This is a genomic window from Haliscomenobacter sp. (assembly GCF_033763495.1).
GTDB lineage: Bacteria > Bacteroidota > Bacteroidia > Chitinophagales > Saprospiraceae > Haliscomenobacter.
Genome location: NZ_JANRKL010000216.1, coordinates 43,964 through 65,602, shown reverse-complemented (window position 1 = coordinate 65,602; position 21,639 = coordinate 43,964). Strand labels below are relative to the sequence as shown.

Genomic DNA, 21,639 nt, shown 5'->3' with positions numbered 1-21,639 from the left:
TAAACCCATTCACCGTGAAACCTTTGTTCTACTCTACTGCCCTGCTTTTACACTTGTTGCTCCCCCACTGCTTGCACGCGCAGCAATTGGAGGACGAGCCACTCATCGAACACCTTTACGGGCGTTCCGGGCAAGACCGCCTGGTGTCCATGGTTGAAAACTGGGAAGGAAACATTGCCGCCGTAGGGCAAACCAATCAGAGCAACGGTGCTGCGAAGGGCAGCAACATTTACTTGCTATTGTTGGATGAAAAACTGAACCGAAGCGCCGAGTTTTACATTGGCCGAAATGGGGATGATGCAGCCCGCCGCATCCGCCAGGACTTGGATGGCCGCTACCTTATCGTGGGGCATTCCGAAACCCCCGCGGACAAACAAAGAGACAAGTATTTTGGAAAAAAAGACGGCTGGCTTTTGATACTGAACGAAGCAGGTAAAACCGAAGCGGAACTGATTTTAGGCAGCAAAGAAAACGATGTGTTCATTGAGGTTTTGCCCTTGCCGAATGGCGACAAAATAATAGTCGGCAACTCCGGCGAACAGGCTTGGGTATTACGTGTCAACGCCCAACTAAAGGTCTTGTGGCAAAAAAAGGTACAGTATCACGGCTTGCCTACCCAGGCTTTGGGTGCCACCCTGGGTGGAGCAGAACAAGTTTTTATCTCTGGCTACGCCGAAGAAGAATCCAGTCGCAAAATGTGGCTCGCCGCTTTTGATGGCAAAGGAAGCCAATCTTGGGGTAAAATTTTTCCCGCCGCCGAAGCCACCGAGGGGGCCAACATCATTCGAATCGATGAAAAATCCCTGGGCGTCACCGGATACGTCAACTCCCGGGACCATCGGGAAGAAGGATTTTTTTGCCGCATCGACCTCAATGGCAATGTGCAGGCTTACAAAACCATCGGTGGACGGGAAGACGATCGTTTGAGCAACCTGTGCTTGTTGTACAACGGCGAGATCGCCCTGATTGGCCAAAGTCAGTCCTTTGCCCGGGGTAGCCGTCGCCCCACAGTGTGGGCAGTACGGGTCGATCAGGATGGTTTTGTGCAGGATGAAGCTTTTTATGGGAGCAAATTGTCCGACGAAGGCTGCGCTATCCTGCAAAGGGGCGACGGTAGCCTGGTCGCATTGGGTGCCTCCAATCAACAAATTTTAAAGGGAGCCCAGGGCTGGGTAGCCCAGATTGGCGAAAAGCTCGATTTGAAGCCCAACGCGGTTTCCTGGAATTACAAAGCAGGTCAACTGTATTACCCCAACGGCCAATACCTGAGCCCCAATGAGCGCTCTTTTTTGGCCATCCACATCGACGCGATGCCAGGCAAGGGTCTGACCCATTTGCGCGCAAAACTCAGTTATGCCAAAAACGATTCCACTGTCACCCGAACCATCAAGTTACCTTTCATGGCACCCGGACAAAACGAGGACCTGCACATACCACTGGCACTAGCCATCTCCAGCGACCTTCAGGGTGAACTCCCCCTGGAGGTACAGTTGTTTCAGGGCAAGCAAAAAATCGGTACTTCCACCCGGATTCCCTTGCGGCTGGGGCGCTTGAGCAAACCTCAATTGGAACTCAGCGCGAATGCTTTTCCTGCGCAGGTAGAACGAGGAACCTTGCTGCGAAATTCCTTCACCCTGCGCAACAAAGGGCAAGGCACCGCCCGTGCCGTAAGCCTGGAGCTGCACGGATCCAAAGGTTTACAAATCCCGAAAGCCATCAACATCGGCGACCTCGCACCCGGTGAATACCGCACCTACGAATTGCCCTTTGGGGTACCCGCCAATTTCGCGGAAGACAGCGTTTGGATTCGAGGCCGGGTAGCGGACTTGATGCTTGAACATACCCAGGTGGTGGATTGGCATTTGCCGCTGGCCGCTGCTGCTGCTAACCCACCAACCAAGGAAAGTTTGCAAAAAGACTACCTGACCGCCGTGTGGCTGCACCCCAATCCCGATCACTTCGAAGGGCGAGGCATAGTTTGGGGAGAAAATGAAATCTACGTGCAAGTCAAAGCGGTGTCCAACAAAACCCTGGACAAACCCAATTTTTGCCTCGAAGTCAATGGCAAACCCTGCGTTTCGGGGACAAAAATGGACGAAGTAAGCATCAAAGGCACAGCCTACAGCCGCACTTATACTCAACGGGTGAAACTGACTGAAGGCACTACGACCATCCGCAGCAAAGTGCAAAACGAGGCGGGCAAAATGGAAACCGAACCCATTCAAATCATCTATGCACCGCGCAAGCCCAATTTACATCTGGTTTCGATTGGGGTGCCTGCGGTCGACTTGAAGTACACCCACCGCGATGCCCGTGATTTTGCCCAAGCCATGCTGCAATCCAATGGGCAACTGAACCAGCAATTTCAAAATGTTTTTGTCGACACCTTGATTCAGGAAAAAACCACTGCCAAAACCGAAATCCTCAAAACCCTGCGGCGGCTACAATACCGATTTGCCGATCGCCAAATCGGGCCGCAGGACCTGATCTTGGTCTTCATTTCTTCCCATGGCATCAATACGCCACAGGGGGTATTTCACATTGCGGCCAGCGATTACGATGGCCCCTTTTTGCAGGAGACCAGTCTGGATTTTGAAAAAGAAATCATCAATTACCTGGCCAGTATCAGTTGCCGGAAGTTGTTCCTGATCGATGCCTGCCATAGTGGGGCGGGGAGTGAAGAGTATGCCACTTCTCAATTGAGTGGAGAGCGGATGAACCAACTGACCAGCGGGCAAAAAGGCTTGAGCCTGATGATGTCCTGCCGAGCCAACGAGTACAGTTACGAGGATGACCAATGGCAAAATGGGGCCTTCACGCAGGCCATGTTGCACACCATCGAACAGTTTACCCGCCGTGTGCCCGGCATTGACCTGAATCAGGATGGTGCACTCGACATCAAGGAGTTGTATACCCATTTGGAGAAAGAGGTCCCCAAACTGGTACAAAACAAACGCCCCAAGCCCCAAACTAGCCAACAACCCCTCCTGGTCAGCGATCCGCTCAGTTCGCCGATTGTATTGTTTCAATTGCCCAAAAACAAATAACATGCTGCGCATAGTCCTTGGTTGTGTTACCTGCCTTTTATTGTCGATGCCCCTCTGTGCGCAACAGTTGCCCTATTTCACCCAATTCCGACAGCATCAACCGCTGCTGAATCCCGCTTCGGTCAACAGTGATTTTTTCCTCTACGAATACAATGTATCGCTGGCTACGAGCTACCGCATGCAATGGATCAGCCACCCCGAAACGCCCCGCACCTTGCAGGCTACGGGGGAGTTCATCAGCGATTTTGGAGGGGCATTTGAGCTGGTCACTGGGCTTTCAGTCTTACAAGACCGCACCGGGCCATTTGGCTCTAGTGCCATACAGGGACGCATTGGCAGCATTTTCACCAATGATCCTTATTTCGGTGGGTTTTCGGTAGGGCTGAGTATTGGCATGGTCAATCACCGGGTCAGCTCCAATCGGATCACCTGGAAAGACCTGGGCGACCCACTGGCACCCGACATCGATTTTTCGGTGAATCAGCCCGAAGTTGGTTTGGGATTGTTTTATTACCGACGCATGGAAGGTGCCCTGGATGGCGACAACATTTACCTGGGGCTTTCGGCACCACAACTGTTGCATGGCAATTCCCTGGTACCCGTTGGCGAAGATTTCATCCCTTTGCGGCGGGTAGCGCATTATTACGCTACGGCAGGCTGGTATCATTTTTTCAACCAGGAAGCTTTTTTGGAAACCTCCATGTGGGCCAAATACACCCCAGGAGCACCTTTCAATCTGGACATTTATGGCCGTTTTCAGCCTGCCCGTCCGCTGTGGTTTGGAGCCGGGTTTGGCATCAATGGCCTGGCACACCTGGAGGCTGGTTTCAATGTGCCTGGACTTTTGTTTGAAGATGCCAGCCTCAAGATCGGCTATGGTTTTGACTACAATATTTCTGCTTTTGATTTGCCGCTCGGCGCTTCACATGAGCTGCATTTGACCATCCTGTTTGATACTTACCGCTAAAAACACCCTTCGATGCAAAATTCAGGTTTGTTGCGCCAATTTTTGGATACCCAGCGACGTGCATTCAGGCTGGTCCTGAGTTTGGAGTTGCTGGGCAGCATCCTCACCCTTTTGTTGCCCTTACTGGTCGCCCAGGCCTTTGCCGAGGTGTTCGAATTTCAATCGATGCGGGGGCGTTTGTTGCAAAAAATGGGTCTGAACTTTCAGCCTAATTTTTTACTACTCCTGGGCCTGGCCATCCTGGCTAAACTGGGTTTTGACTATTACCGACGCTACATCAAGGGCTTGTTTATGGAACGTTTTTTGACCTGGCTGCGCCAAAAATTGTTCACGCAACACCTGCGCATGCAAGTCCAGGAATACGAAAAAACGGGCACCAGCAAGTACCTCATGCGCTTCAGCGGCGATTTGGGTAGTGCGCAGCAGTTGTTGAACAAAGGGGTTTTTCAGTTTTTTGCTGATGCCAGTTTGTTGGTTTTAGGAGCCTTGTTGTTGCTCTGGCTCAATGTGCAGTTGGGGGGCTTGATTCTGGTGTTGAGCTTGCTGGCGGCTTGGGCAGTGATGGGGTTCAACCGGCGCATCGAACGTTTGGAAGAACAGCGGCGCGACCGCAAGTCCGGTCTACTTAGTTTTGTCAACCAACGCTTGTCCAACATCCTGAGCATTAAAGCCCTCAATCGGGAAACGCCCGAGCAACATTTGTTTGCCAAACGCACCCAAAAAATTCAGGAACTCGGGGATCAATACCAACAACAAGTCGCATTGCTGAACGCGCTGATTCCTTTTTTCATTTATTCTTTGTTGTTGTTGGTACTGGGGGCTGTGTATGTTTGGAAAAAACAAGGCGTGATTTTTCCTCAGGATGCTCTTTTTGCATTAATCCTGGTGTTATTGACCTTGAAACCCGTGCTGAACCGGGTGATGCAAATTGGGGTGGTGTGGAAAAAAGGAGGAATTTCCCTGCGAAAAATTGATGTGTTGCTCTCCAAACCCCTGGAACCCGCAGGGGCCGATCGAGAGCGGGATTGGAAGGCTACTCGGGTGGAGGTGGATTTGCCCGAAACAACAAAGCATCCAGCACTTCAGTTTCAGTTGCAAAAAGGGACAGAATTACACCTGGAGTTAAACGAAAGTGTCCAATCAATTTTGGTCAAATACCTGGCTGCACTGGAGTTACCACCAGAGAATTCGATACAGCTGGATGGCGTCGCCGTCGAAACCTTATCGCCCAAAAGTATCCGCCGCCAATTCACTTTTGTGTCGCCCCTTTTCCCCTTATACGGCAAAAACGTGCTGGAAGCGATCGCTTACAGCCGTAAACACCAAGCCAAAGCTGCCGCCATGCTGGCAGAATGGCAAGTGCTTTTTCCGGAATTGAGCACCATTCAGGTAGAGACTCCTGTAACCGAGCGTACGCTGTTGACCTCGGCTCAGGTACAATTGTTACAATGGCTGCGGGCTTTTTTGACCAATAAACCTTTTTGGATTTTGCAGGACGCATTTCGCGGGTTGTCATGTACAACTTGCCAGCAATTACAGGGATTGCTGGCACAAAAAAAAGGCAAAACGGGGGTTTTATTTCTGGCCGACCAGCAGCAATTTGAAGAAAATGAAAAAAAAATGGGCACACCCCAGGTAACATTATCCAGCAGCACCGATATGTAGTCGAATAAAATCAAAAACGACTACACATGAAAACCAAAATCAAAAAAGCCCAGATTTGTGCTGCTATCGAATCCTTTGAAGTCAATGTAGAATTAAGCAATACTTATACCCCCAAGATGGGTGATGTAGGGATATTCAGGGTCGTGATGGCCAATTCGGCAGCCTTGATGGATGGTCATGGCGTGGCCCGGCACCTGTTTGACGAAGACATCATCATGGCTGCTTTTGGCAATCGGTACGCGACCAGCCAGATCGAAGGATATGTACCTGATCAGCCTACCATCAATTGCCAATTGTTGGGCCGTGGTGGAGTCGTGGGTAGCATGAAGACTTTGAACGCCACCGTCCGCAATCAACCTGCCGAACTGGAGCTACTTGGTTACGCGGTTGATGCCAACGGCACCGTGATGAACACCATTCAAGCGGAGCAACTGACCCATTTTAGCCCCCGGAAGATTAAAACCAAGGTGATTTTATCGATCGGAACTTCGATGGACAGTGGCAAAACCACCACTGCTGCTTACTTGTGTGCCGGGCTGAAAAAAAATGGCTACAGCACCGCTTACGTCAAACTTACGGGAACGGCTTTCCCTAAAGATGCGCGTTTTTGTGTGGATCGTGGAGCGGATTTGGGCATCGATTTCGCGCACTATGGCTTTCCTTCTACTTTTATGTGTTCGGAGCAAACCCTGCTGGACCTGTACCAATCCCTGGTTGACCTTGCTGTCGCACAAGCCAACCCCGATTACATCGTGATGGAAATTGCCGATGGCATCCTGCAGCGCGAAACAGCGCTTTTGCTCAACAATTCACGTTTTATGGATACCGTACACCAGGTCATTTTTTCCTGTGGGGACAGCATGGGTGTACAAGCTGGCCTTGATGTACTCTTGCAAATGGGGATTCGGCCCTTTGCGATTTCGGGCTTATTCACCTCCAGCGAGTTGTTGATTCAGGAGGTTGAGCGGGTATGCAGTACTCCAATCCTACGTTTATCTGATTTGTTGGATGGGACTGAATTGACCTATTTGCTGGAGGAAAAGCCTATGCCACTTGCACTACGGGCCGTAGCTTGAATCAATCAAAATTTGTTAGGATGCCTGTAAAAAGGGCATTCCGAAGATCAACTTCGGAATGCCCTTTTTTTGCGGATCGACCTTTACTAAACTTCAAAAGTTTAGTAAAGGTAAGCGAATGAAATTTAAGCAAAAACCGATTTAACCGACAAAGACCTTTGTACAAAAGCCCAAGCTTTTTCCAGTTCAAAGAAGGATAAAAAGATCAAACCGGTAGTGTGGTACGGAAAATCAATACCCATGATCAGGTAAATGCCCCAATGCATCGACAAAGTAAGTGCAGCCCAAATCCAGGCCAAACGTTTGTTCAACAAGACCAAGGGTGCACCTAATTCAAGAATCAAAGCCCCAAAACCCATCAAAAAAAACAACCCGGTATGCGGATATAACCATTCAAACAGGGCTGTTGCGCTGCCTCCGAGCATTTCTTTACGCAGGGCATCCACCGCAATTTGTGAACGCATGGCACTACCATCGATCCAGGCCCAGGCCAGATCGCCCATGACCTTTGCCAAACCAGATAAAAAATAAGCAGCAACCGTAGCCGCACAAATCAGTTTCACCGGCCAACCGTAACGCCAGTGGGTAGTAGGTACAGCCTTGGCTTGGCGACTCAAGCGATCCAACGAAAGGGCATCTGCTGCTGCAGCCCAGCCGATGACAAAAACCGTGAGCACCAGGGAATTGTAGTTGTGGTAAATCATCGACCAGGAATTGCGGTAACACATAAAAAAAAGTAGTGTCAGTGCAAAACCTGGACCAGTCCAGCGGTATTGCCAGCCTAAAATGTAAGCAATGTTCAAGGCAATGCAGGCGAGGAGCAAGTACTGGAATATTTCGGGGGACAAAGGGCCGGACAATACATTGGCCAAACCAACTGGCTCGAACAAAGAAGCGTCCGACCTGGAAAGCCGCTGCAACATGCCGTAGCGATCCAATAAATACCACAAAGAAAAACAACCCGTGGCTATTCTCAAGATGGCCAAACGCACTGGGGAGATGGCCGCAAACCAATATTGTTGGAGGTGGAAGAGGAGTTTTTTCATGGTTTAGAGATTTTTCGGGTGCACAATACTTTTTCTTGCAGTGGGGTTTTGTCCCCTTTTACAAAATAGGCCTCAAAATTATAGGTGCCTTTGACCACCTCAATCCGTTCGAGGTTTTGGTACAGGGGCTCCTTACTTTTGGCCAGGCGACGAGCTACTTTTTTAGCTAATTTTTTCGACTTGCCGTTTTTGCATTGTTTGATGATTTGGCGGCGTACTTGATTGAAGCCTCCGTTGCCGATGTAATGGTAAGGGATGTGGTAGCGCCGCTGTTGTTCATCATAACCGACTACGTAACGCAGGGTGTAAGTGGCCTCCCGTTTTTTGGAAAACATGGGATAATACGAGAGCGGGAAGTTATCCTTTGGTGTTTTGCTCCAGTTTTCCACAACTGGAGACAACACCAACAACAGCACAACCGTGCTGAAAATCGCCGGGATGGCTTTGTGTTGATTGATTTCCATGATAGAATGGTTTTTGATCCATATCTATATGGGTTGGAGGGGGAAATGTTACCGAGCAAGGAACTAAACTTATTCAAGCTCCCTATGAAAGTGAGTTTGGCTGGCTGGGGATAGTGGAGGATCCCGAAAGTCGGAAAGTGGAGTTGTATAAAATGCAAAATAAAAAAGGGTAGCAATTTCGGTTGCTACCCTTTTTTATTACGGCTTAATCGCCGCCATATTCTCCTTCATCCAGGGCTCCAAATTTGGACAGCCCTGATAGGTCCGGTCAATCAGGATAAAAGTTTTCCGAATTCGCTCCTCCACCCATTTGTTCACAATTTCGTTGCGTTTGGATTCGATGGCGGCCTTTTGGATTTTGGCATAGTCTTGTGCCAGGTTGGCTTTGTGTGGCGTAGTACGTGACATCAATTTCACCAAGCGGAAGAAATAATCCCCGGCGTCGTCGCGGAATTCGATGGGTTTGGATACTGAGTTGATTTTCATGGTGTCGATGGCGAAGTAGATATCGGGATCGAGGTCGCCCACTTCAAAAAAGGTATTGCCCGAAGTAGGATTCACCATCCGGCCATCGTTATTGAAACTTTGTACGTTTTTGTCCGAAAACTTCTTCACTGCGCGGGAAAAAGAGAGCGAGTCTTTCAGCAAAAGGGTACGTACTGTATCCATGTGCCGTTGGCCCAGCGAAACATCGTCATCGGTGATTTCCGGGCGAATCAGGATGTGCCGCACGTGGATGGAATTACCCCGTCGGCCCAACATCTGAATGATGTGAAAACCAAACTGGGTTTCAATCACTGGTGAAACCTCCATTTCTTCCAGTTTGTAGGCAGCCGCTTCAAATTCGGTGACGTACTTGCCCCGTTTGGCAAAGCCCAGGTCGCCACCGCCACGGGCAGAACCATCGTCGGAATATTTTTTGGCCAGTTCGGCAAAATCTTCCTTACCCTCTACAATCCGCTTGCGGATGTCCTCCAGCTTGGCCATGGTCACCCGCTTTTGTTCGGCGTTGACGGGCACTTTGTATACAATTTCGCCTACTTCTACCTCGGAGCTGAAGTAAGGCAAACTGTCTTTGGGGATACGTCGGAAAAAATCTTTCACTTCTGAAGGCGTAACCGTTACATCGGTCATGATTTTATTCCGCATCCGTTCGATAAGCAGGTTGTTGCGCAAGTCTTCGCGGAATTGTTCACGTACCTCGTTTACCGTTTGGCCGTAATATTCTTCAAATTGCTTGAGGTCGTCGTTCATGTAGCTGAGGATGCGCGAAATCCGAGCATCCAACTGGCTTTCTACCTCTTCATCCTTCACCTCGATACTGTCCAACTTGGCCTGATTGAGCAGCAATTTGTTCACCAATACCTGCTCCACCAACATACAACGCGCTTCGGGTGGCACTGTACCATTGCGCTGTGCTTTGGTATAGGCGTACTGCTCCTCTACTTCGGACAAGAGGGTGATTTCTCCCCCAACGGTAGCTACCATTTTGTCCAAAATCTGCTTCTGCGCTGATGCTGCCATTGACAAAGTCAACAAGACAGTAAAAATTAAGTATCTCATATTTAGAATATTTCAACATTGCCTTTTTTTAAAGCAATTTCGTACAAATCTTCCCTTTTGCGCTGCAACAAATCCAATTTGCGTTTGTGCAGCACGAAGGTACGCGCTTGTTGTTCAATATAGCCTAAAGGGGCAATTTCTTTCCGGTTTTTTAACTCCAGCAATCGAAAATAATAAACAAACTTGCCGTCGCTTTGGCGGAATTCCCGTTTGGAAGCGATGTTGTCAGCGGTAATGGTCCCCTTGGGCATCACTGAACCAATGACATCCACTTTATGCCAGATGCTGTCCACCAGAGTATGCGCTGTTGCGTATTTTTGGCAGTAGGCTTCCAGCCTGGAGAGATTATTGCCTCTGGGTTTCGCCCATAATTCCAGCAAACTATCTGCCTTGGGAATCGGGGCGGCAATTTTGATGAAGTAGCAGCGAATAATGGGCGTTTCCAATTCGTACTGCTCCTTGTTTTGTTCATAAAACCCTTGCAATTCGGTTTTGGTTACGGTAGAGTCCAGCAATTGTTCCACCAATACTTGTTCGTAGTTGTTGCGGATCAAGGAACGCCGATAATCCCTTACCAACTGGTCAATGTTTAGATCAGGGGGCAGGTTTTTTTCAGCTTCATACATCAGCAATTCTTCGCGCACCCAACGGCTAACAAAGGCTTGAATGATTAAAAAACTGTCGGCGCGGGAAGCTTTTTCAGGGAACATGTTTTCCAAATCCGAAAGGTGCAACTCCCGGTTGAATACACGCGCCAGCAAGCGATCTGCGCCCTGGTCTGATTTCCAGTCGCAGGTAAACAAAGTTAAGGCCAGTGCCAAAAAAGCCAACAGATTCAAGCTCCACTTACCGTACATAGCTGTTGTTGGGGAAGGTTGAGTGCCCGGCGCTTCGACTACACTCAGCGACCGGGCACTCAACTATTTTTTAATTAAACTTTCAAAAACCGCTTTTTCAATCTTCACGGGATATTCCTTCTTCAGTTCATTCACCCATTGTATTTCCAGGTGATCCTGGTAATCAGCAATGATGTAACCACGCGCTTCATTGAGCATTTTGTCCTGAGCCGGGATGATTTTTTCAACCTTCCGGAAAGCGTACTCGTTGTTTTGCCGATCAAATTTGGCGATGGTTACTTCTCCCGCTTTCCATTCTTTCAGGTCATTCGCCTCGGGAGATTTGCCTTTTTCCAATATTTGTTCTTCCACCCGAATACCAATGGTGTCTGACTTATTGAATTTATCGATTACCTCTTGTGAAGAATGTTTTTGTGCATACTCCCGCATGGGCTCCAAAACAGACTTGGAGATGCCATCAACATAAAACACGGAAGTAATTGCCCGATCTTCCCAGCGGTATTTTCCTTTCAGGGTTTTGAAGAAATTTTTCAAACCCACCGTGTCCTGCGAAGCCTTGTCCCAAACATTGATCCGGGTAGCCTCAAATAAGAGGATGCCTTCTTCGTACTCGCGCAGCAAGGCTTTGAACTCTGGATACTTTTGATCCAGGCGTTGTTCTTCAAAACGCAGGCAGGACTCATTGACGTATTCCTCATACAGGCTCTGCACGGCGGCATCTGTCGATGTCTCACCCGACATCCGCATTCGCTGGCGAGTAGCGTTTTCAACAAACTGGGCAAAATCTCCCAGGGTGTAGGCCTTTTTTGCCATCATAAACAACACCTTAGTGCTGGGGGGCTGAGGGGCATGCCACTGGAAGGTGAAGAGGGTATCGTTCAAGGTTGCGGCAAACTCAGTCAGCAGATTGGGATAATCTTTAAACCCGGTTTCGCGCTTGATGTCCTCCACCATGGCCTTGCGAGCCATTTCAAAGCGGGCATCTCTTTTGATGCGTGCTTCTAATTGACCACGCATTTGCTCATAAGGTTGTATCTCTTTTTTGCTGATCCGCTTAATAATGTGCCAACCTACACTGGTTTGGAAAGGTTTGGAATAATCTCCATCCTTTTCAACACTATAAGCAGCATCTTCAAAAGCTTGTTCGAAGCGATTGATGGTTACAAAACCAACATACCCCCCTTTATCGGCAGTACGGGAATCATTGGAGTTTTTTGCAGCCATTTCTTCAAAATTAGAGCCACGTTTCAGCGAAGCATAGATGGTGTCAATCTGGGATTTAACAATAATGGCATCATTGCCTTCTGTACGCAATAAAATGTGGGCTACTTCAACTTCTCCACGAGCCGGACGTTTGCTGTGTACTTTGAGTAGATGATACCCTGCGCTGGTCCGAATCGGCATGGATAGTTGTTCAAATGGCAGGCGGTAAGCTGCACTTTCCAAAGGGTAAAAGCCATTGGGGAACATGGCGGTGACATAGCCAATGTGCCCACCATTGGTAGCTGCTGACTTATCTGCTGAAACCTGCTTGGCAACGGTAGCAAAATTTTCCCCTTTTAACAAACGAGCACGTGCATCCATCGCCTGGCGATAGGCCTCCACTGTATCGGTGCCTTTGGCCTCTGGTGCGAGAGAAAAAAGAATGTGGCTGATGTCGAGATCAAACTGAGCGCGATCAAACAGCTCTTTGGTCAATTTTTCAGTTACCTGTTTGTTCAACAAATAAGAATCTGCCAACTGACGGCGGTATCCAGCCAGTTCTTCCTGGAGCGCCTGTACGGTGTCCAGTTTCATGTCCTTCGCCTTCTTAACCTTGAGTTTGAATTTGGTGTAAAGATCCAAATACTCTTGTAAGGTGGCGCGGGAAAAGTCCGCATTTTTCCCATTGGTTTTGGAATAGATGTACTTGAATTCGGACACATGCACCGGGGTGCCGTCAACCGTAAACAACACCGGGTCTTTCTCCTGTGCATGGGTAAAAACGATCAGGCTGAAAAAGCAGCCTAAGAGCAGCAAAAGGTTCTTTGCCATGTTAAGTTTTATTTTAGTAGTGGGGCAAAAATATACTTATTCCTGTAAATAGACACGTTTAACTCGGGGTGAAATTCCGGTAAATACCTCATATGGAATGGTTCCGAGTATTTGTGCCAATTCATCTACAGAAGGATCTAATCCAAAAATCTCCACGGTATCCCCCGTTTGGGCCTCAGGAATATGGCTGAGATCAATCATCGACATGTCCATACACACGCTGCCCAAAATCGGGGCTTTTTTCCCGCGGACCTTCACTTTAAAAGCTCCATTGCCTGCCCCACGACGTAAACCATCGGCATATCCAACTGAAATGGTACCAGTACGCATAGGAGAATGGGCTTGGGCACGGCGACCATACCCGATGGTTTCGCCAGCAGCAACTTCCTTGATTTGTGAAATAGTAGCCTTAAAACTCAAAACAACCTGCAGCGGCTCGGGTAAGGTGTTGCTTACGTCGATGCCATACAGGCCAATTCCCAAACGCACCATATCCTGCTGGTATTGTGGAAAACGGGTGATCCCGTTGGAGTTCAAGGCATGTTGTAAGGGTCGATAGCCCAAAGTGCCCGAAATTTGCTCAAAAGCGAGCTGAAAACGGCGTGCCTGCTCGTGGGTGAAGGCATCGTGTTGTGGATCTTCCGTGGCCGCCAGGTGGGTATAGATGGACCTGACCAGGAGGCTTGGGTGCTGCTGCAGGTAATCCAACAAACCTGGCATTTCGTGGCTGTCGAAACCCAATCGGTGCATGCCACTATCAATGCCAAGATGGATGCCGTGGGGAAAGGATTCGAGGCGCAGGCTGCGCAGTTGTTCCTGGCTATACACCACTGGCTCCAGGCGGTGTTGGCGCATTTGTTCAAAGGCTCCAGCTTCGGGATTGAGTACCATAATGGGCGCACTGATGCCTGCTTGCCGCAGTTCGATGCCTTCGTCAGCATAGGCCACGCAGCAGTAGTCCACCCGCAAGTGTTCCAGCAAGCGGGCCACTTCTTTGCTGCCTGCCCCATAAGCGGTAGCTTTGACCATCACCATTGTTTTGACTCCCGGGCGCAAACAGCGCTGGTAAGCACGTAGGTTATGGGCCAGGGCGCTCAGGTTGACCTCCAAACGAGCTTGGTGTACCTGGCGGGCCAGGGCTTGGGCGATTTTTTCGAGGTGGTATTGCCGGGCACCTTTGAGTAAGATGATTTCAGATTGAAATTGGAGTTGGGGTAAAACATCGAGCAGGTGCTGGGTATTTTCAAAATAATCTTGTTCAAATCCCCGGGGTAAAAAATCCTGCAATTGTATAGTAGCTGCACCCACCCCGATCACTCGCTCAATTTGGTATTCCTCAATCAGGTGGCTTATTTTTTGGTACAGTTGTTTTTTGGTACTGCCACTTTGTAAAATTTCGGACAAAACCAAGCTACGCTTGCGCCCTTGTTCGTGCTGCCGCATCCATTGCAAGCCAAGGCGCAGGGAACTGAGGTCAGCATTGTAGGTGTCGTTGATTACGAGGCAATCGTTTTGCCCGTCCAACAGTTCCATCCGCATGGCTACAGGTTCCAGTTGGGACATCCGTTCCGCAATTTGTTCAGCTTTGATGCCCAAATGCAACAAAACTGCCCAGCAATGAATGGCATTCTCAATGGCGGCCTGGTCGGTAAAGGGAACAGAAATGCGTTGGGTTTCGCCTCTGAAACAGCCTTCCAGATGAGTATGTCTAAGGAATATTTCCGGTTTTTGGACAAAAAAACCAGCTGTGGGGTGCTGCCCTAGCGACCAGCTCAGTTTTTCACAAGGCAATGCCGAAATTTCTGCCTGAATGTCCGGATCATCTGCACAATAAATCAGCAGTTCGATACCCTGGAAAAGTTGTAATTTTTCCAGTAATTTGACTTGTTTGCTGGCAAACCCTTCATTGTGGGCTTCCCCCAGCATGGTGAAAATGCCGATTTGAGGTTGAATGATTTTTGCTAAATTCGCCATCTCGCCGGAGCGGGAAATACCAGCTTCAAAAATGCCCAATTCGTGCTGGGACTGGATGTTCCACACCGAAAGAGGCACCCCGATTTGGGAGTTAAAACTGCGGGGACTGCGAATGATGGCAAAATTGGCATACAGGAGTTGAAAAAGCCATTCTTTAACAGTGGTTTTGCCGTTGCTGCCTGTAATGCCAATAACCTGGAGGGGAAATTGCTTACGGTGATGAGTGGCTAGGGTTTGTAAAGCAGCAATGACATTGGGCACTAGCAAAAAATTGGCCTCCGGGAATGCCTGGGGTTCGGGGAGTTGGGTTACCACAAAATTGCGTACTCCGGCCTGATACACCGCATCAATGAACTGATGCCCATCCTGTTGGGCACCCTTGATGGCAAAAAAGAGGCTGCGCTCGGCAAAAATGATTTGGCGACTATCCAGCAATAAATGTTCTATTTGGGCTTCATGCAGCGGCCTCTCCGTAGTCTTGGCTTGTAAAATCTTTTGAATAGCCTGGATCGAATACATGGCAATCATTTTTTGCAAGCAGCAAAGGAACGGAAAAAAATTGAGGAGTTGAGGGGGTGAGGCTACCGCAAGAATGGGGGTGTGTTTGTTTGTGATAGTGTGAGTGTGAGAATGGCTCGTCAACATCGCTGCGGTAGCCTCAACTTCTCAACTCCTCAACTTTTCAACCATTAAACCTGTAATCCTGTTTACCAAGCATGGACTTGACATTTATACAAAGACTAGAAAAAAACCTACAGCATCCCTTACCCGGGGAATTGGCTCAAATCAAAATGGCACATCCCGCTCGGTATCAGGGGCGAACCATCCCTCCCACGGCTATTCTGGCAGGAGTATTAGCGTTGTTTTTCCCTAAAAATGGGCAATGGAATCTGGTGTTCATTGAGCGGGTTTCGCACAACCCTAGGGATGTCCACAAGGGGCAGATCAGCTTCCCGGGTGGCCGCTTCGACGATGGCGATGGGCACTCTGCCCAAACGGCGCTACGGGAGGCTCAGGAAGAAGTAGGAGTGAATCCAGCCGACGTCAAGTTATTGGGTGCATTGACCGAATTGTACATTCCCGTGAGCAACTTCCATGTACAACCTCACGTAGGTTTTATGGAATATGCTCCGCAATGGCTACCCCAGGAATCTGAGGTCGCCGACATATTGGAAGTGCCTTTTGACTATTTTCAAAATCCAAACCATCAGAAGGTGAAGGACCTGGTGATCAATCCGAATTTCACCTTGACTGATGTGCCTTATTTTGACCTCGGAGGACGGATTTTATGGGGTGCTACGGCGATGATTGTGAGTGAGTTGGTGGAGGTGGTTGATTTTACTCATACCGCAACGACTCAATCGGATCCAACCTTGCAGCCTTCATAGCCGGATACAAACCCGACACCAGTCCCACCACTGTACAGGTCAACACCGCCATGGTGATCCACATCCAAGGGAACAAAAAAGAACCACCCATGAAGTAAGTCACCGTGTTGCCAATCAATACGCCCAAGATGATGCCCAAAAAGCCACCCATCAGGGAAATCACTACTGCTTCAGTGAGAAATTGGATCAGGATATGCCGACGGGTTGCGCCAAGAGCCTTGCTGATGCCCACCTCTCGGGTTCGTTCAGTAACCGAAACCAACATGATGTTCATCAAACCAATGGCCGCCCCTAATAGGGTGATGAGGCCAATACCTGCCGCAGCAGCCCGGAAATAAACCGTATTTTCCTTGATGATGCCAATCAAACTATCGCTTTTGGTGATTTCAAAATCATTGTCCTGAGAAGCACGTAGCTTGCGGATGTTGCGCAACAAGCCGGTTGCAATCGCAATTGCGTTGTCAATTTGAGTTGGGTCAGTAACCGCAACCATGATGCGGTAGTTCGTGTTTTGAGTAGCGTAAGACATTTTACCCGTGTACAAGGGGATAATGATGCGGCGATCCTCATCCTGATTCATACTGGACCCTTTGGACTTGAGCACACCAATCACCTTGAGTTTCATACTTCCGGTAGAAATAATCTGCCCAATGGCCTTTTCTGCTTTGCCTTTAAACAACAATTTCACAACTTCGGCACCAATGATGGTTACGTATCCTCCGCTGTTCACTTCCCGGGCGGTAAATCCACGACCTATTTCCAGGTCAAAACCTTTGGCCTCCAGGTAGTTTTCATCTGATGCAAATATCAACATGACCGGATTGGTCTTTTCCTTGCCTGAACGCAAAGCGGCATTGTTGGTACAACGGAAAGAAATAGCAGTACGGGCATTAAAATGGAAGCGTTCCTTAAAAGCCATAGATTGTTGATAGGTGAACACCTCCCCTCGTTTGGCCACACGGCCCCCACGGTTGCCGCGCACTCCTTCATCAAACTTAGGGTCCACATCAAAGGCATTGGCCCCCAGGTAGGACAAATTGCTGCTCAGGGAATAAATAGCACTGTCGATGGCAGTCAAAATACCTACCAGAGCCATGATGCCCAAAGCAATGATCAGTAAGGTAAGTACCGCCCTAAGGGCATTGGCTCGGATAGAGCGAAAGGCCAACTTGATATTTTCAGTAAAATTCATAGCAAAACCATTTCATCCAGGAACACTGCGACAAAGATTCATCTTTTTGCCCCTTCCCAGGTACGAAAGATAAGGTCTTATCGTTAGGGCTTGTGCATTGTTCGATAAAAGGCAGAGCTTTTTAGACGGGAGAGACTTTGTCTTCCTATCTTTGTCTTCGAGCATGTCAAAATAAAATATTTGGACCTGCTCGTGTTTTTTTCTCAAAACCAATAAAATTAAACTGCAATGAAGGGAATCATCCTAGCAGGTGGTCTCGGTACCCGATTGTATCCACTCACCTTGGCTGTCAGCAAACAACTGATGCCGGTGTACGATAAACCCATGATTTATTACCCTTTGTCTACGCTGATGTCGGCAGGCATTCGGGATATTTTGATCATTTCCACTCCCCATGATTTGCCTAATTTTGCCAAACTTCTGGGGGATGGCGCAGATATAGGTTGTCATTTTTCCTATGTTGCTCAACATGACCCCAATGGCTTGGCTCAGGCCTTTGTATTGGGTGAGGAGTTCATTGGAAGTGATAGTGCAGCATTGATTTTGGGTGACAATATATTTTATGGCAATGGTTTGAAAGAGTTGTTGCAAGAATCAGTTGACCCTCAGGGAGGGGTGGTTTTTGCCTATCAGGTTGCCGACCCAGAGCGTTATGGGGTAGTTGAGTTTGATAAAAAATTCAAGGCCTTGTCCATCGAAGAAAAACCAGCTCAACCCAAGTCCAATTATGCAGTACCGGGTTTGTACTTTTACAACAACAGCGTGGTCGAGATTGCCAAAAACCTAAAGCCCAGCGCCAGAGGTGAATACGAGATCACCGATGTCAACAAACATTACCTGGAGGAAGGTAACCTGGAAGTAGGTGTATTGGGTCGGGGCATCGCCTGGCTGGATACGGGTACCCACCAATCCTTGATGCAAGCCGGGCAGTTCATTCAGGTGATTGAAGAGCGGCAGGGGCTCAAAATTGGCTGCATCGAAGAAACAGCTTTTGAAATGGGCTTCATCGACGCAACCCAGATGGAGGTGCTGGCGCATCGGTATATGAAGAGTGGATATGGGGAGTATTTGATGAATGTTTTGAAAATGAGTTAAAACGAAATTTGAGGTTCTTTGTACTCTAAAGAAACCATGTGCATGTGTGAAAAAAATACGAAAAAAGCATTATCCATCTACTCTGTGAAAAAGCTCAATCCATTTTTTGATGAAATGCCATATCTAGGATTACATTCGTTAGAACTTCAGTGTTATACCGTACGGATTCTGGTTTTGTGCAAATGTGCTTTGAAAATCCTGATTTTACAGGATTTCGCCAAAACGATTTGCACAAAACCTGAATCCGCGAGGTATAGGTGAAATTCAGATAATAAAACTAAGAAATTAAATCTGTCAAATTTGATTTCTTGGTGCGAAAATATAAATTGCAGGCTATTCCAAACATAAATGCTATAAGTATGCAACAATTGATAAGTGACTTAGTGGTAGAATGGCTAGCTAGTCTCACTGAAGAAATCGCCAAATTAGTTGTAAATTCAAATTTAAAAAACAGTGTAAAAATCGCCAAATTATTATCAAAATACAATCTTCAAAATTTAAAAAATGATTTTGAGAGTTTGTATAAATACTCATACATACAATATTCTTTTGATTCAGACAATTTAGGGCTTGGTGAACTTTTTGCGCTTAAGAATGTAGTAAAACTCTTTGAAACATTTTTTTATAATGATACTATGGAGCTCGTTGAGTTTGAAAACAATTTGGTAGAAGAGCTTTCCTTAAATGCTTATAAGAAAGAAAGCCTTGTGAAAATATATTATTCGAGAAATACAATTAATTTCCGCAATGAAATAGAAAGATTTTGTGAGATATTTTACGATGCAATCAATAAATCGAGGTCTCCAAATGACAAATTAGTTGATCGAATGCTCAATAATATTTTGTTTAAAATAGATTCCATTAAAGAGTTAAATAGAAAAAGTATTACATATTATAAAAAAATATTTACAGTCTTCAAGGAAGAGTATTATTTAGGGCTGAAAAAGAAAATTGAGAATATTAATTTCTATGGGATAGAACTACCAACCGTAAATAGGCCTAGAGAAATTGACCTCGAGTCAATTTTTGAAGAGCCCGATTTTCATCAAATTGGCTATAGGGAGACTTTTTGGCCTTATATGGTGGAGGGAATTTACCACTTTGCTGGCCATAATATTTTTAACGAGGTCCACGTTATTTTTTCAAAGATAGGTTCAAAATCTAATTTTCATGTTGAAGACTTAAAAAGGCCAGAAGTAAAAGAAAAGTTAGAGAATTTAATGAATATTTCTTACACAATGGGGCCAACCAATATGGGCAATTTACCTTTAAATAACTTATTCCGCGATAATAACAAAATTGTTCTTCTTGGGAATGCTGGTGCTGGAAAATCTTCACTAATTAAGTATATTTCACTCCAGATTTTAAAAAATAACGAAAATGCCATTGGGCTCAAAAGTATAGAAAATTATATACCTATAATTGTCCCTATAAATGAGTACAATAAATATAAAACTCAAATGAAAGGTGGAGTTTTAGAGTTTATATTTGATTGTCTCAAGAGTAAATATCAAGTAGCTGTTGAAGATTTTTTATTTTTAATCGAAATGGTTAGAAATGAAAAAACAATTGTTTTTTTTGATGGATTAGATGAAGTCTTTGATATATCTGAAAGAAACGAAATTAAAGAAGATATAGATCTTTTTTCAAAAAAACATGTTAACTCAATAATAATTGTTTCAAGCAGATATGAGTCCTACCAAGAAGTCTTTTTTGATTCAACTTTTACAGTATATGGTGTCAATCAATTTAACGAGGAAAAAATACTCAATTTTGTATCAAAATGGTTTAAGATAGAACATGAAGAAAGGGAAGAAAACGTCGGAAAATTTATTCTAGCACTACAAAATATACCATTAGAATTAAAAAGTAACCCACTATTACTCACTCTGATTTTATTAATATATAAATATGAGAAAGATTTACCTAAATCAAAACTTGATATTTATGAGAGTTGCACTAAAACTTTAATCGAAAGAAGAGATGAAAAAGAGAAGAAATTAGATATTTCAAGTAATATAAAAAATAAGTTATCACTTCTTTCTGTTCTCGCTTTTTGGCAGTATAAGATACAGTCAAAACAATCAGATGAAGTTTTATCTCACAATAACGTCAAAAAACTACTCATTAGTTATATGGTTGATAAGAGGATTATTGAAGACTTGGCCGAAGCGGAGACAAACGCAGAGACTTTTTTAGAATTTGCAAAACTTAGGTCTATTTATTTTGAAAACAACTTTACGCATAAGACATTTTTAGAATATCTTACAGCTTATTACATTTATGCAAACTTCCAGATCAAAGGGAAATTAGAGGAAAGAAATGAAATATTGACCAGAAATTTATCAAATTCTTTTTGGTACATAGTAATCGAATTATTCATTTTAAAAGTTGATAAAGAATCTTTAGACTCTGAAATAATTGACGATCTTATGATTGTATTGCTAAATTACAATGAAGAGGATTCACTAAAAATATTACTCCCTATTATTCCCAATTTGAAAAATATTCGTGTATCAATTAAAAGAACCTTGATTGAAAGAGGAATAAATTGTTGCCTTGAATTTATAGTTGATGGTGAAAAAGGGAACTATGTATTGTTTGACTATTTGGGTTATTGCTTAAAAAGGCAAGACTTATCGATAATTATCAATGAGATTTTAGAAGAAATGACAGCAGTTAGCAGTAATAAAAATTTATCGATCCTTATTTTTGAACTTTACTATTGTTCGAGAGTGGATATACCTATTGGCCTTCAAGAGTATTTGTTAAAGAATAGTATTAACTCCGATTACTCTTGGATCTTATTTAATAATATGAATTTGAGGAAAGATTGGGACTCATATTTCAAATTAATGGGAGAATTCCAAAAGTTATTTCCAAAAAACGATTTGTATGAATCATATGAATCTGTTTTTCATGTTCCTTTATTTTTTAATGATTACCATTTTAATTGGGTTTATTCTTCCATGTTTAGTGAGGATAATGAAACAGTTTTTTACAAAAACTACAAAGAGTTAAAAAAATACAATATTGATGCTAGACAGATTATAAAAAACCTACCAAAGATGAAAATTATTGATCAAATTTCTATGCCAACTAAACTCAAACTAGTTGTTATACCTCCAATCCAAAAATTGATGCTAAAATTCATACCTTATCAATTTTCTCCCAATAAAAAGGAAAAAATTCCTTTTTATTCCAAACTTTATAATGATAAGCACAATAAAAATTTCAGAAACAATAGAAAGATATAAAATGAATATCGATA

At 45.6% G+C, this 21,639-nt stretch carries 14 protein-coding genes; 7 read left to right on the top strand and 7 right to left on the bottom strand.

Features of this window, described 5'->3' with window-relative positions; all coding sequences use genetic code 11:
- Positions 1 to 14: 14 nt before the first annotated feature.
- Genes SFV55_RS25790 through SFV55_RS25775 form a run of 4 tightly spaced genes read left to right on the top strand, consistent with a single transcriptional unit; the run spans position 15 to position 6,755 of the window.
- Positions 15 to 3,047, top strand: coding sequence for a caspase family protein (locus tag SFV55_RS25790; protein WP_320032464.1), 3,033 nt, complete (start codon positions 15 to 17; stop codon positions 3,045 to 3,047).
- 1 nt (position 3,048) lies between these two features.
- Positions 3,049 to 4,014, top strand: a complete 966-nt coding sequence (locus tag SFV55_RS25785) for a PorP/SprF family type IX secretion system membrane protein (RefSeq protein WP_320032463.1) — start codon at positions 3,049 to 3,051, stop codon at positions 4,012 to 4,014.
- Between the two features lie 12 nt (positions 4,015 to 4,026).
- Positions 4,027 to 5,679, top strand: a complete 1,653-nt coding sequence (locus SFV55_RS25780; protein WP_320032462.1) for an ABC transporter ATP-binding protein — start codon at positions 4,027 to 4,029, stop codon at positions 5,677 to 5,679.
- A gap of 26 nt (positions 5,680 to 5,705) precedes the next feature.
- Entirely contained in the window at positions 5,706 to 6,755 is a 1,050-nt protein-coding gene (locus tag SFV55_RS25775; RefSeq protein WP_320032461.1) for a hypothetical protein, read from the top strand.
- 125 nt (positions 6,756 to 6,880) lie between these two features.
- On the opposite strand, the gene SFV55_RS25770 is transcribed toward SFV55_RS25775, so the two are convergent.
- From SFV55_RS25770 to SFV55_RS25745, 6 genes are all read right to left on the bottom strand, one after another.
- Positions 6,881 to 7,801 (bottom strand): hypothetical protein, encoded by a 921-nt coding sequence (locus SFV55_RS25770; protein ID WP_320032460.1) that lies wholly within the window; start codon positions 7,799 to 7,801, stop codon positions 6,881 to 6,883.
- On the bottom strand, positions 7,798 to 8,265 hold the full coding sequence (locus SFV55_RS25765; protein ID WP_320032459.1) for a hypothetical protein: 468 nt from the start codon (positions 8,263 to 8,265) through the stop codon (positions 7,798 to 7,800). The genes SFV55_RS25770 and SFV55_RS25765 overlap by 4 nt, the downstream gene beginning before the upstream one ends.
- A 198-nt stretch (positions 8,266 to 8,463) precedes the next feature.
- Positions 8,464 to 9,828 carry a peptidylprolyl isomerase gene (locus SFV55_RS25760; RefSeq protein WP_320032458.1) on the bottom strand — a complete coding sequence of 455 codons (1,365 nt, stop codon included), beginning with the start codon at positions 9,826 to 9,828 and terminating at the stop codon, positions 8,464 to 8,466.
- Between the two features lie 2 nt (positions 9,829 to 9,830).
- Complete coding sequence (locus SFV55_RS25755; RefSeq protein ID WP_320032457.1) at positions 9,831 to 10,685, bottom strand: hypothetical protein; 855 nt, start codon at positions 10,683 to 10,685, stop codon at positions 9,831 to 9,833.
- A gap of 63 nt (positions 10,686 to 10,748) precedes the next feature.
- Positions 10,749 to 12,719: a peptidylprolyl isomerase gene (locus tag SFV55_RS25750; RefSeq protein ID WP_320032456.1), complete on the bottom strand. Its 1,971-nt coding sequence runs from the start codon at positions 12,717 to 12,719 to the stop codon at positions 10,749 to 10,751.
- Between the two features lie 36 nt (positions 12,720 to 12,755).
- On the bottom strand, positions 12,756 to 15,212 hold the full coding sequence (locus SFV55_RS25745; RefSeq protein ID WP_320032455.1) for a bifunctional UDP-N-acetylmuramoyl-tripeptide:D-alanyl-D-alanine ligase/alanine racemase: 2,457 nt from the start codon (positions 15,210 to 15,212) through the stop codon (positions 12,756 to 12,758).
- 197 nt (positions 15,213 to 15,409) lie between these two features.
- Here SFV55_RS25745 and SFV55_RS25740 point away from each other — a divergent pair, with 197 nt between their 5' ends.
- Positions 15,410 to 16,081, top strand: a complete 672-nt coding sequence (locus tag SFV55_RS25740; RefSeq protein WP_320032454.1) for a CoA pyrophosphatase — start codon at positions 15,410 to 15,412, stop codon at positions 16,079 to 16,081.
- On the opposite strand, the gene SFV55_RS25735 is transcribed toward SFV55_RS25740, so the two are convergent.
- Complete coding sequence (locus tag SFV55_RS25735) at positions 16,032 to 17,273, bottom strand: ABC transporter permease (RefSeq protein WP_320032453.1); 1,242 nt, start codon at positions 17,271 to 17,273, stop codon at positions 16,032 to 16,034. The genes SFV55_RS25740 and SFV55_RS25735 overlap by 50 nt on opposite strands.
- 228 nt (positions 17,274 to 17,501) lie before the next feature.
- Between SFV55_RS25735 and rfbA the strand changes: the two genes are divergently transcribed.
- Both rfbA and SFV55_RS25725 read left to right on the top strand, forming a co-directional pair.
- Positions 17,502 to 18,368 (top strand): glucose-1-phosphate thymidylyltransferase RfbA, encoded by an 867-nt coding sequence (rfbA, locus tag SFV55_RS25730; protein ID WP_320032452.1) that lies wholly within the window; start codon positions 17,502 to 17,504, stop codon positions 18,366 to 18,368.
- 359 nt (positions 18,369 to 18,727) lie between these two features.
- The gene (locus tag SFV55_RS25725) at positions 18,728 to 21,625 is read left to right on the top strand and encodes an NACHT domain-containing protein (protein WP_320032451.1); all 2,898 of its coding nucleotides are present in this window, start codon (positions 18,728 to 18,730) and stop codon (positions 21,623 to 21,625) included.
- The last annotated feature ends 14 nt before the right edge of the window (positions 21,626 to 21,639 follow it).

Coding starts and splice junctions, on each gene's coding strand:
- SFV55_RS25785 (WP_320032463.1), top strand. CDS start 3,049: ATGCTGCGCATAGTCCTTGGTTGTGTTACCTGCCTTTTATTGTCGATG.
- SFV55_RS25780 (WP_320032462.1), top strand. CDS start 4,027: ATGCAAAATTCAGGTTTGTTGCGCCAATTTTTGGATACCCAGCGACGT.
- SFV55_RS25775 (WP_320032461.1), top strand. CDS start 5,706: ATGAAAACCAAAATCAAAAAAGCCCAGATTTGTGCTGCTATCGAATCC.
- SFV55_RS25770 (WP_320032460.1), bottom strand. CDS start 7,801: ATGAAAAAACTCCTCTTCCACCTCCAACAATATTGGTTTGCGGCCATC.
- SFV55_RS25765 (WP_320032459.1), bottom strand. CDS start 8,265: ATGGAAATCAATCAACACAAAGCCATCCCGGCGATTTTCAGCACGGTT.
- SFV55_RS25760 (WP_320032458.1), bottom strand. CDS start 9,828: ATGAGATACTTAATTTTTACTGTCTTGTTGACTTTGTCAATGGCAGCA.
- SFV55_RS25755 (WP_320032457.1), bottom strand. CDS start 10,685: ATGTACGGTAAGTGGAGCTTGAATCTGTTGGCTTTTTTGGCACTGGCC.
- SFV55_RS25750 (WP_320032456.1), bottom strand. CDS start 12,719: ATGGCAAAGAACCTTTTGCTGCTCTTAGGCTGCTTTTTCAGCCTGATC.
- SFV55_RS25745 (WP_320032455.1), bottom strand. CDS start 15,212: ATGTATTCGATCCAGGCTATTCAAAAGATTTTACAAGCCAAGACTACG.
- SFV55_RS25740 (WP_320032454.1), top strand. CDS start 15,410: ATGGACTTGACATTTATACAAAGACTAGAAAAAAACCTACAGCATCCC.
- SFV55_RS25735 (WP_320032453.1), bottom strand. CDS start 17,273: ATGAATTTTACTGAAAATATCAAGTTGGCCTTTCGCTCTATCCGAGCC.
- rfbA (WP_320032452.1), top strand. CDS start 17,502: ATGAAGGGAATCATCCTAGCAGGTGGTCTCGGTACCCGATTGTATCCA.
- SFV55_RS25725 (WP_320032451.1), top strand. CDS start 18,728: ATGCAACAATTGATAAGTGACTTAGTGGTAGAATGGCTAGCTAGTCTC.